This window comes from Campylobacter showae CC57C (genome assembly GCF_000344295.2).
Classification (GTDB): domain Bacteria; phylum Campylobacterota; class Campylobacteria; order Campylobacterales; family Campylobacteraceae; genus Campylobacter_A; species Campylobacter_A showae_B.
This window is the reverse complement of sequence record NZ_AOTD01000102.1, coordinates 1-11137: the sequence shown is the minus strand read 5'-3', so window position 1 is coordinate 11137 and position 11137 is coordinate 1. Positions and strand designations below refer to the sequence as shown.

Below are 11137 nucleotides of genomic sequence, written 5' to 3'. Positions count from 1 at the left end.
CACGCAGTCAAACATATCCACGCCGCGAGCCACGTTTTCTACGAGGTCTTCTGGAGTGCCTACGCCCATGAGATAGCGCGGGCGCGCCGCGTCGATGTAGGGCATCACGGCCTGCACGGTGTCATACATCTCTTGGTTGCTTTCGCCTACGCTAAGACCGCCGATAGCAAGCCCGTCAAAGGGCATCTCGCACAGCGCTTCGGCGCAAAATTTACGCGCCGCCTCGTCCGTGCCGCCTTGGATTATGCCGAATATATTTTGCGTGAGCCCTTCGCCGTTACTTTGCTTAAATTTATGATAATCTATCGCCTCGCGCGCCCATTTTATCGTGCGTTTTATGCTTAGCTCCACGCGTTTTTTTTCAGCCGGAAGCGCGACTAGATCGTCTAGGATCATCATAATGTCGGAGTTTAGGTCATACTGGGTATCTAGCACCGAGCGCGGCGTAAAATAGTGCGCGCTACCGTCGATATGGCTTTTAAATTTGATACCGTTTTCATCCGGCTTTGAGATCTTGCCCAGCGAAAATGCCTGAAAGCCGCCGCTATCTGTTAAAAACGAGCGGTTAAATTTAGTAAAGCCGTGCAGTCCACCAAGCTCTTTTACGACCTTGCTGCCGGGGCGCAGGTAGAGGTGATAGGTGTTGCCAAGGATGATTTGGGCGCCCAGAATTTGCATCATATCCACGGCGTCTAGGCTTTTTACGGCGCCGACGGTGCCAACAGGCATAAACACGGGCGTTTTTATCGTCGAGTGAGCGGTCGTTAGCGTGCCCGCGCGCGCCGCGCCGTCCGTTTTATCTATACTAAAAGTCATTTTGATATAATAGTCCCTTTAAATTTGGAGTTTTAATGAAAAATATCTTGATAGTTGCGGACGGCATTGTAGCAAAACATTTCTTAGAAAGACTATTCGTAAGCAGAAGTAGCACGCATCACTACGTAGTTATCGCTTGCGGAGACGAGGATTACTCGGACGTAAATTTAGAAAATTTTACCTTTTACCGCTTTGATCCCACAAGCCTTGATAGACTGAGGCAAGTGGCAAGCGGTTATTTTAGCCAGTTTATGATAATGCTAAAAGACGGCTTTGATACGGTCAGCGCCTATAACAACCTGCGTCAAATCAGCAAAAAAACGGAAATTTTGATGCTCGATCTTTGGGGGCTTGGCGGGCTAGAGGACGACTCGCACCTAACTATTTTAGACGCGCGAGCGGTGCTAACGGCTAGGCTCATGGACTTTTTACCCGATATCCCCGTAGTAGCCGATAACCTAGGCCTTGGCAAGGGCGAGATAATGGAAGTAAAGGTGCCCATAGGCAGCTCCTTTATGTACCGTCACATCAGCTCGATAACGCAGAAAAAATGGCGCATAGCGATGATTTATCGCGGTTCAAATTTCATGATCGCAAAGCCAAATTTAATGATCCTGCCTGGCGACGTTTTGCTCATAGTGGGTGAACCAAGCGTGCTTTTAAGCGTATTTAGAAGTGTAAAAAAAGAAACGGGGCAGTTTCCAAATCCGTTTGGGCACAATATCTATCTGTTTTTAGACATGAAAAAGATGGGCGAAAAGCTGTGCATAAGGCTGCTTGAGCAGAGTCTAAAACTGCACGAAAAGCTAAACAACAGGCGCCTTTTCGTCAAGGTCGTAAATCCTGCGCTAAATTTAGCCTACGAAAGGCTAAAATCCGTAAACGACGAGATGGCAACGGTGATGTTTGATTATTTCGGAAGCGGAGTAGGGCAGATAAAAGACGACGTTTTTAAAAACGACGTCGGGCTTGTGGTGACGGATAATAAATTTTTTGCCGCGCACAAAAGGCTGCTTTTTGAGCTAAAAAAACCCGTCGCCGCCATCGGTAAAAGCGACATTGACGAGATTAAAAAGGGCGTCGTGCTAAGTAGCGGTTTTGGCGACGAGATAGAGAGTCAATCGGCCGTCATCATGGACTGCTGCTCGCAGCTTGATATGCCCATCACCCTTTATCACTTCGGCCGAAGCGGCGCGGACGAGGAGATGGAGGAGCATTTTGATAGCTTGGCTAAGATTTTCGGGCGCAAGATCGAGGTAGTCGAGGATAAAAACTCAAATCCGATTTTAAGGCTAAAAAAAGAGCGAAATTTGCTCCAGTTCGTGCCGTTTACGAAAAAGATCAGTAAAAAAGACGCGTTTGCGGCGTTTTCAAACGATATGAACCGCCTATACGCGCACCTTAGCGACAATTATCAGATTTTTATACCGATAAATTAGGCTATTTTGGATAAAATAAAAGCGGAGAATAAGATGAAAATAGATATAAAATTTGACGGCAAGCCTGGCTACAGTGTCTATATAAACGAGCTAAAAGAGCTTAAATTTGACGCTAAAGTCGCTATCGTGACCAACGCAAAAGTAGGCGGGCTTTATCTGCAAAATTTACTTTCACGCATAGATTGTCCGCAAAAATTTATCATCAGCGTCCCTGACGGCGAAGAGTATAAAAATATGCAAACGATAGAGGCGATTTTAGAACAGCTTTTCGTCAGCCGCCTTGACCGCAGTAGCGTGATCATCGCGCTAGGAGGCGGAGTAGTGAGCGATATGGCTGGCTTTGCGGCGAGCATTTTTGAGCGTGGGATCAAATTCATAAACATCCCCACGACTCTGCTAGCGCAAGTGGACGCGAGTGTGGGCGGAAAAACGGGCGTAAATAACAAATTTGGCAAAAATCTGATCGGCTCGTTTTATCAACCAAGCGCCGTTTACTGCGAAACGGGGTTTTTAAAAACGCTTGAAAAGCGCGAATTTGCAGCGGGGCTCGCTGAAGCGGCAAAGATGGCCGTAACTTTTGACGAAAAGCTATTTTCGTGGATGGGGAGCGCAAATTTGACGGATGAGGCGAATTTGCAAAATTTGATCTACCGCTGCGTGCAGATAAAAGCCGCCGCCGTAGAGGCCGACGAGCGCGAAAAGGGCGTGCGCGCGGTGCTAAACTACGGTCACACCTTCGCTCACGTGATAGAAAACGAAACGAACTATAAAAAATATCTACACGGCGAGGCGGTAGCGATCGGGATGAATATGGCTAACGCGCTAGCGGTGAAACTAGGCTTTATGAGCAATGAGCAAAAGGCGCGCGTGGCGGAGCTGCTAGTTAAATTTGACCTGCCGATAAGCTACAAAGTGCCAAACGCAAGCAGCTTTTACGAGGCGTTTTTCCTCGATAAAAAGGCGGAAAACTCTGCGATCAAATTTATCCTGCCGCGAGGTATCGGCGCATACGAGATACGAAAAGACGTGCCGCGCGAGCTCGTGATGGACGTTTTAAGAGAGTTTGAATGAGAAAAATTTTATTTATTTTATTTTTTGCGATCTTTGCTTATTCGCTAGATGATATACCTAGCGAATTTAACGCGACAAAAGAAGTTCAGCTATCCGAGCTAAAAGCGTCTTTGGCATTTATCGAGGACGAGCTAGCCGATAACATCTGGGCGACTCGCTACTCAAACTACAACACCTTTCAAAAGCTAAGCGCGGAGCTCGACGAAATCGAAGCAGCGATAAAAAAACAAGCAAAAAATACCGAAAAAGTGCTCGAGCTGCAAAAAAAACAAAGCACGCTAAAAGAGCAGATCGAGCTTTTAAGGGAGTTTCAAAAAGCGCCGTTTTCTAGCATGATAACGGCTCCCGAGATAGAAATTTTACAAAAGATAACCAATCCCGTCGCCGTGATCTCGGGCTTTTCGCACATAAAGCAGCTTAGAAGCGAAAAAGACGAGTATAAGCGCCGACTGGACGGGCTTTCTAAGACGACCGACGAGCTAGCTAGAAAAGAGCAAATTTTAACCCAGATCGTAAATTTGAGCGACGACGCGCGCTTTCAAGCCGAGCTTGCCGAGGCTAGACAGGAACTAGCGGAATTTAACGCTGCTGCCGACATCGCAAAAACAACCTACGGCGTGTATGAAAAACGCGTAAACGAGGCGATAAACCGCACCAGCGAGGATATCAAAGCGCAGATGAAAAAGGCGCTAGATATCGGTATATTTATCGTCGTCGTGATCGGGCTTTCGTTTTTGTTCAAATTTATCATCAAAAAGACGATCACCGACAACGAGCGCCTCTACACTGCGAATAAATTTATAAATCTCGTAAATATCACGCTCATCATCATGATTTTGCTTTTTGCCTATATCGAAAACGTGACCTATCTCGTTACGGTGCTGGGCTTTGCGTCTGCGGGTATTGCGATCGCCATGAAAGATATGTTTATGAGTATGCTTGGCTGGACGGTGGTGGTTTTTGGCGGTAGTTTTCACGTCGGCGACCGCATAAAGGTACGCAAGGACGGAGAGGATGTCGTGGGCGACATTATAGATATCTCGCTGCTTAGGATGACTATTTACGAGGACGTCACGATAGTCACGGTAAACTCAAACCGCAGAGCCGGGCGCATTATATTTGTGCCAAACAACTACATCTTCACCGATCTTATCGCAAACTACTCGCACCACGGCATGAAGACCGTTTGGGACGGTATCGACGTCGTTTGCAGTTTTGATTCTAACCATAAAAAAGCTGCCCACATCATCAAGGATATCGCGCGAAAATACTCCAAAGGCTACACGGAAATCGCCAAAAAACAAATGAGCAAGCTGCGAAATCAATACAGCATCAAAAATCCAAACGTCGAGCCGCGCGTATTTACCTTTATCGAGCCTTACGGCGTGAAAATTTCGGTCTGGTATATGGCAAACACCTTTGCCACGCTATCTTTGCGAAGCACGATAAGTGCGGAGATAATGGAAGCCATAGCTAGCCACGACGACATCGTGATCGCCTATCCGACGCAGACTTTATACATGGATAGACGCGTAAAAGCAGGCGAAACAAAGCCGATGGGCGAAGGCGGCGAGGAGAAGCATGAAGCCTAACTCAAATTTGACCCTGCAAGAGCCGCGCCGAGAGAAGGTGTATTTTAAAACCTTCGGCTGCCGCACGAACATCTACGACACCGAGCTGATGAAAAGCTACGTCAAAGACTACGATATCGTTAGCGACGAAAACGAAGCCGACATCGTAGTGGTAAACTCCTGCACGGTCACAAACTCCGCCGATAGCGGCGCGCGCAGCTACATAAACGGCATAAAAAAACGCGGCGCCAGAGTGATACTAACGGGCTGCGGCGCGGTGAGTAAGGGCAAAGAGCTGTTTAACAAAAGCGCTGTTTTCGGCGTCATAGGCGCTAGTAAAAAAGAGGATATAAACGCGCTACTAAAGTCGCAAGATCCGTTTTTCGAGCTGGGAAATTTAAAAAGTATCGACAAAAATATCGTAACGAACTACGAAAATCACACCAAAGCCTTTATCAAAATCCAAGAGGGCTGCGACTTTGCGTGCAGCTACTGCATCATCCCGGCCGTTCGCGGCAAGGCGCGCAGTATGGGTGAGGAAGCGATTTTACGCGAGGCTAAAATTTTAGCCTATAACGGCTATAACGAGCTAGTGCTAACGGGCACAAACATCGGCAGCTACGGCAAGGATACTGGCTCAAGCCTAGGTCGCTTGCTAGGCAGGCTCGGTAAAATAGGCGGCATAAAGCGCATAAGGCTAGGCAGTATCGAACCAAGTCAGATAGACGAGAGCTTTCGCGAGATCTTGCGCGAGAGCTGGCTGGAGCGGCACCTGCACATCGCACTTCAGCACACGAGCGAGACGATGCTGCGCATCATGAGGCGGCGAAATCAGGCCTTTAGGGATTTGGAGCTGTTTTTGGAGCTTAGCCAGATGGGCTTTGCGCTAGGAACCGACTACATCGTTGGGCATCCTGGCGAGAGCGAGGAAATTTGGAGCGAGGCGCTAGAAAATTTTAAAAAATTTCCGCTCACGCATCTGCACTGCTTTGCGTATTCGCAGCGAAGTGGTACGCACTCGGCGGATATGAAAGTGGACGTTAGCGGCGACGTAGCTAAGGCTAGGCTTAAGGTTTTAAAGCAAATCGTAGCGGAAAATAATTTTAAATTTAGGCAAGAGCACGCCAGAAAAGGCGGGAGCCTAAACGTGCTCGTCGAGCAGCTAAACGGCGAATTTTACGAAGGCTTCGATCAGTTTTATAATAAAGTAAAAATCAAAACGGATAAGCAAATTTTAAAAGAGTGGGCGGTCATAGATAAATTTGAAGTAAAAAGCGAGGGCGACTATGCACAAATTTAAGCTAAATAAACAAAAGATCATCGTGATTTTGACAGCTATTTTGGCGGTTTTGCTAGCCGTTGCGGTAGGTAGAAGTCAGCCAAAAAGTATAATGTACGAAAGCTATGAAAAGCTGCTAGAGGGCGACATGATCGCAAGCGCGACCGTAAATGGCGGCGAGCTGGAGCTCACTACTAAAGGCGGTAACAAATATATCATCGTAAAAGACGGCGTAGATATGCGCACTCTGGTACAAAAAGTGCCCGTCGATCTAAAAAAAGAGACGCCCGTACTGGATGAAATTTTAGCCGTGCTGGCACTGCTTGTTATCTGCTTTGCGGGGCTTGCGATTTATGCTAGGTTTAAAAAACAAAAGCTCGCCGCTCAAAACGAAAATCAAAAAGCAAACGTCTACGAGTACGACAATATCGCCGCTAGCTCGGTGGCTCCTGCTATCTCAAACGTCAAATTTGACGACGTGGCAGGCATAAAGGACGTCAAATTTGAGCTAAGCGAGATAGTGGATTTTCTAAAAAATCCGACGAAATATAAAAAATTCGGCATCAAAATGCCAAAAGGCGTGCTGATGGTAGGGCCTCCAGGCGTAGGTAAAACGTTAGTGGCAAAGGCCGTCGCGGGCGAGGCGGGAGTACCGTTTTTTTACCAAAGCGGCGCTAGTTTTGTACAAATTTACGTCGGCATGGGCGCAAAACGCGTGCATGAGCTGTTTTTAAAGGCTAAAGCCTATGCACCATCTATCATCTTTATCGACGAGATCGACGCTGTGGGCAAGGTGCGCGGCGGTAACCGAAACGACGAGCGCGAGGCTACGCTAAATCAGCTACTGACCGAGATGGACGGCTTTGAGGATAACTCGGGCGTCATCGTGATCGCCGCGACCAACCGTATCGAGATGATAGACGAGGCGTTGCTACGCTCGGGACGATTTGATAGACGCATTTTCCTTTCGATGCCAGATTTTACCGATAGGGTCGAGATTTTAAAGTCCTATCTAAAAGACAAAAACACGAGTGTAGAGGCGCAGGACGTGGCGCGTATCAGCGTCGGTTTTAGCGGGGCGGCTCTTTCTACGCTGGTAAATGAAGCTGCGATAAACGCGTTAAGACGCGGCGGCGAGATAATCGAATTTAGCGATTTTGAAAGCATTTTAAACAAAGTCCTACTCGGTAAAAAGAGGATTTTAAGCTACAATGACGAGGAAAAGCGCATTCAGGCGCTCTATCAGGGCGCAAAGGCCTTGGCTGCTTATTGGTTTGGGATAGAATTTGAAAAAATTTCGCTCGTCGAGGAGCAGTTTATGCGTCCTGAGCGAGAGATAGAGTCTCGCTCGCAGATGTTTGCGCGTATCAAGGTCTGTTTGGCGGGCATGAGCGCGCTAAAGATGGTCAAAGACGATACCTTTTCAAACTCCAACGCCGACATCCAAAAGGCTCGTGAAATCGCGCAAAATATGGTCTTTGAGTACGGCATGGGGCATACCTTTACGCCAAGCGCGGCGGAGGCCGAGGAGCTACTGCAAGAGTCATACGCCGAGGTCGGGACGTTTTTGGCGGGCATGAAGGCGCAGCTAGAGCGTATCAGCGAGCATATCGAGATCTATGAAAGCATCGATAAAGACGCGCTGGGTAGGATAATCAAAGAGTATTACAACTAAATTTAAGGAGAAAATATGAAAGCAAAAATAGGCATATTGACGCTGAGTGACCGCGCTAGCGAGGGTAAATACGACGATCTATCGGGCGCGGCGATAAAAGAGGTTTTAGACGGCTGGATAACGAGCGAGCGCGAGTATTTTTACGAGGTGATCCCCGATGAGATCGAGCTTATAAAAGAGCGCCTAAAACACATGATAGACGTTCTAGGCTGCGATCTAGTGCTAACGACGGGCGGTACGGGGCCGGCTCCGCGCGACGTGACGCCTGAGGCAACCGAGGCCGTATGCGAAAAGATGATGCCCGGCTTTGGCGAGCTAATGCGCGCAGCTAGCCTAAAATACGTCCCTACAGCGATCCTATCGCGCCAAACGGCCGGTATCAGAGGGCACGCGCTCATCGTAAATTTACCCGGCCAGCCAAAGGCGATCAGAGAGTGCCTAGAGCCCGTATTCCCGGCGATTCCGTACTGCATCGATCTGATCGGTGGCGCATTTATCGAGACTGATGAGAGCGTGATGAAGGTGTTTCGTCCGAAGCAAAAAAAGATTTCGTAATCTACGTGCTAAATTTTTTTGAAAATATAAATTTAAAGGCTATGAGGCTGCTTGAGGGCTATTATTCGCTCTTTTGCGGCCTTTTTACGCTTTGTATCGGCGTTTATGCGCTCGGGCTAGTTTTTGGGGCAGAGTGGCTTTTGCTTGCCGCTAGCGCTTGTATCTATGCGTGTTTCGTCCTGCTTGCATTTCGTTCGCTTTTTTGGTTTGTCTTGAGTCTGATTTTCTCGCCCGTTTTTGCTATCGTCGTACGCGAGCGTTATGACGAAAATTTGCTTTTAGACGCCGTTTTTGCGCTTATTTGGATATTTTGCTGGTTATTTTTGTCGCTAGCCGTGAGTGAAAATATTTCAAAACTAGGTAACGAAATCGTATCTAAAATTTTACGTATCGCCGCGCTTTTTGCAGTGATCGGCGTTTATTATATCAGTATCGAAAATAGCCTAAATTTACAAGCTATTTTAAAAGATACCGTTACGCTTCGCATCGTGCTTATCGCTATAAATATCTACATGTTTCCTTCCCTTATCACGCTTTTAGCGCTTGATTTGCGCGGGTATTATTTGAAAAACAAAGACGTAAAAAGGGCCAAATTTTCATTTTTTAATTTCACCAAAGAAGCTTTAAAAGTAATCAAATTTATTGCCTTAAGGCGTAAAATTTAAACTCATAAATCAAATTTGTGTTTTACATGATCTCTAAATTTAAGCCGAAATTTGGCTGCAATAGAGATAAAATTCCAGATTTTTCTGCATTTTTAGGGTTTTGGTTAAATGAAAGGTCGTAAGACACGAAGTTCTTAGCCGCGATATGCCCGTAAAATTTGCCGTAGTTTTTACGGTGCGCTATAAATTTGATAAAGCAAGCAAAGCTAAATTTTAATTTCGGCCTTGCTTGTTAGCTTACTCAGCGTCTTATTCTAGCTCTTTTGCGCCGATTTTTGATTTTTTACTTAGGCGTTTTACGTAAACGATATAAAGCGCAGTCAGCAGGCCGACGGCGGCGAGTAGGGCGACCACGATGTGGCTAAACGCGCTCTTGTCGTAGTTTTTGCCTAGATACCAGCCCACTGCTAGCAGTATGGCGACCCAGATGCCCGCACCAAGAGTCGTGTAGAGGCTAAATTTAAAAAGGTTCATCTTAGCAAGGCCGGCAGGCAGGCTAATATACTGGCGGATGCCCGGGATCAGGCGGCAGTTAAAGGTCGAAATCTCGCCGTGCCTTTTGAAAAATGCCTCAAATTTGCGCATTTTTACCTTTGTGATGCCGACGTATTTGCCGTATTTTAGTACGAGCTCGCGCCCAAAAAAGTAGCACAGATAGTAGTTAAACACGGCTCCTGCGAGGCTGCCCGCAGTGCCCGCGCACCACGCTAACACTAGGCTCATATGTCCTTGGTGTGCTAGATAGCCCGCGGGTATCATCGCCACTTCGCTTGGAAACGGGAAAAACGAACTCTCTAAAAACATCATCAAAAATATGCCCGCATATCCCCACTCGCCGACGGTTTGGACGATAAAATTTATAAAATCGCCTAGCATTTTTCTCCTTAAATTTAAAATTATGATTTTAGCAAACTACGGTAAATTTTACCTTTAGGCGGGCGTAATTTGGGGCTAGGGTCGTTTGCGGCGGTTAAATTTAACGGCGTTTCAGGCGAGTTTTAAATTTGATTGCAGGATAAATTTAGAAGATAAAGATTCGGGTTTTACCCGCGCCTTGATAAAGATTACCGAGTATAAAAAGCGTGTCGCGGTCAAATTTGAGCCTTAAATTTAACCGCGCCCGTTTGAGAGTCAAATTTGACGTTTGAAGTCAAAATTTGACTCAAATTTTATTGGCCGACTTTAAATCGGCCAATAAAGCTTCCGCCTCTGCGTCAAAACGCAAGCGGTGCGTAATCAAAATACCGGCAGGATCGCTCCGTCGTATCTTTTTAGGATAAACTCTTTCGTCTCGGGGCTGGTTGCGGCCTTAACGAGAGCCTTGATTTTCGGGCTGTTTTCGTTGCCCGCTTTGACCGCGATGATGTTGGCGTATGGGCTTTCCGTGCCTTCGATAGCTAGTGAGTCTTTTTTAGGATTCATCCCGATATCAAGGACGAAATTTGTACTTATCGCGGCAAGGTCGACTTCGTCCAGAGTGCGAGGTATCTGTGCACCCTCGAGCTCAACGAAATTTAAGCGCTTTGGATTTTTCACTATATCTTTTGGCGTGGCTAGCTCGGCGCTCTTATCTAGCTCTATGAGGCCGGCTTTTTGCAGGATGTTTAGAGCGCGGTTGCCGTTAGTCGGGTCGTAGGCGATCGCGACTTTAGCGCCGTCTTTTAGCTCGCTTAGGCTCTTTATCTTTTTAGAGTAAAAGCCCAGTGGCTCGAGATGTATCGCCGCAGCCGTTATCAAGGTTGTGCCCTTGGTTTCATTGTGATTTTTTAGATACGGCCAGTGCTGAAAGAAATTCGCGTCTAAATCGCCGTCTTGCGTCGCTAAATTCGGGATTGAGTAGTCGTTTATCTCTTTGATGACTAGATCGTAGCCCTCTTTTGCTAGGACCGGTTTGATAAACTCCATGATCTCTGCATGAGGCACAGGCGAGACAGCTACTACGATAGTGTGATCCTTGTCTGCTGCGTAGAGGTTAAAGGCTAGCGCTAAACTTGCTAAAATTTTAAAAACTTTCATTATATTTTCCTTTTTTGTTTTAAAAAAACGGCGCTAAAAAGGTAAAAGCT

General features: G+C 46.8%; 10 protein-coding genes. 7 read left to right on the top strand and 3 right to left on the bottom strand.

The genetic code is table 11. The features are described 5' to 3' along the window. Positions 1 to 816: tRNA guanosine(34) transglycosylase Tgt (gene tgt / locus H740_RS03905; RefSeq protein WP_002951499.1), on the bottom strand; the 816-nt coding region annotated here is incomplete at its 3' end. Positions 817 to 851: 35 nt separating this feature from the next. On the opposite strand from tgt, the gene H740_RS03900 reads away from it, so the two are divergent. The 7 genes from H740_RS03900 to H740_RS03870 are packed head-to-tail and all read left to right on the top strand — an operon-like array spanning position 852 to position 9071. After that, complete coding sequence (locus tag H740_RS03900; RefSeq protein WP_002951494.1) at positions 852 to 2255, top strand: COG3400 family protein; 1404 nt, start codon at positions 852 to 854, stop codon at positions 2253 to 2255. A gap of 33 nt (positions 2256 to 2288) precedes the next feature. Beyond that, on the top strand, positions 2289 to 3326 hold the full coding sequence (aroB, locus tag H740_RS03895; protein ID WP_002951492.1) for a 3-dehydroquinate synthase: 1038 nt from the start codon (positions 2289 to 2291) through the stop codon (positions 3324 to 3326). Next, on the top strand, positions 3323 to 4918 hold the full coding sequence (locus H740_RS03890; RefSeq protein WP_002951490.1) for a mechanosensitive ion channel domain-containing protein: 1596 nt from the start codon (positions 3323 to 3325) through the stop codon (positions 4916 to 4918). The genes aroB and H740_RS03890 overlap by 4 nt, the downstream gene beginning before the upstream one ends. Beyond that, positions 4908 to 6197 carry a tRNA (N(6)-L-threonylcarbamoyladenosine(37)-C(2))-methylthiotransferase MtaB gene (gene mtaB / locus H740_RS03885; protein ID WP_002951488.1) on the top strand — a complete coding sequence of 430 codons (1290 nt, stop codon included), beginning with the start codon at positions 4908 to 4910 and terminating at the stop codon, positions 6195 to 6197. The genes H740_RS03890 and mtaB overlap by 11 nt, the downstream gene beginning before the upstream one ends. Next, a complete protein-coding gene (locus H740_RS03880) occupies positions 6184 to 7851 on the top strand; it encodes an AAA family ATPase (RefSeq protein WP_002951486.1) in 1668 nt (555 codons plus the stop codon). The genes mtaB and H740_RS03880 overlap by 14 nt, the downstream gene beginning before the upstream one ends. A 15-nt stretch (positions 7852 to 7866) precedes the next feature. Further along, positions 7867 to 8406, top strand: a complete 540-nt coding sequence (gene mog / locus H740_RS03875) for a molybdopterin adenylyltransferase (RefSeq protein WP_002951483.1) — start codon at positions 7867 to 7869, stop codon at positions 8404 to 8406. 5 nt (positions 8407 to 8411) lie between these two features. After that, complete coding sequence (locus tag H740_RS03870) at positions 8412 to 9071, top strand: hypothetical protein (RefSeq protein ID WP_002951480.1); 660 nt, start codon at positions 8412 to 8414, stop codon at positions 9069 to 9071. Between the two features lie 249 nt (positions 9072 to 9320). Here H740_RS03870 and H740_RS03865 read toward each other — a convergent pair whose 3' ends face one another. Together H740_RS03865 and H740_RS03860 are read right to left on the bottom strand one after the other, a co-directional pair. Then, a complete protein-coding gene (locus tag H740_RS03865; protein ID WP_002951478.1) occupies positions 9321 to 9947 on the bottom strand; it encodes a DedA family protein in 627 nt (208 codons plus the stop codon). Between the two features lie 360 nt (positions 9948 to 10307). Further along, the gene (locus tag H740_RS03860) at positions 10308 to 11087 is read right to left on the bottom strand and encodes a MetQ/NlpA family ABC transporter substrate-binding protein (RefSeq protein ID WP_002951475.1); all 780 of its coding nucleotides are present in this window, start codon (positions 11085 to 11087) and stop codon (positions 10308 to 10310) included. Between the last annotated feature and the right edge of the window lie 50 nt (positions 11088 to 11137).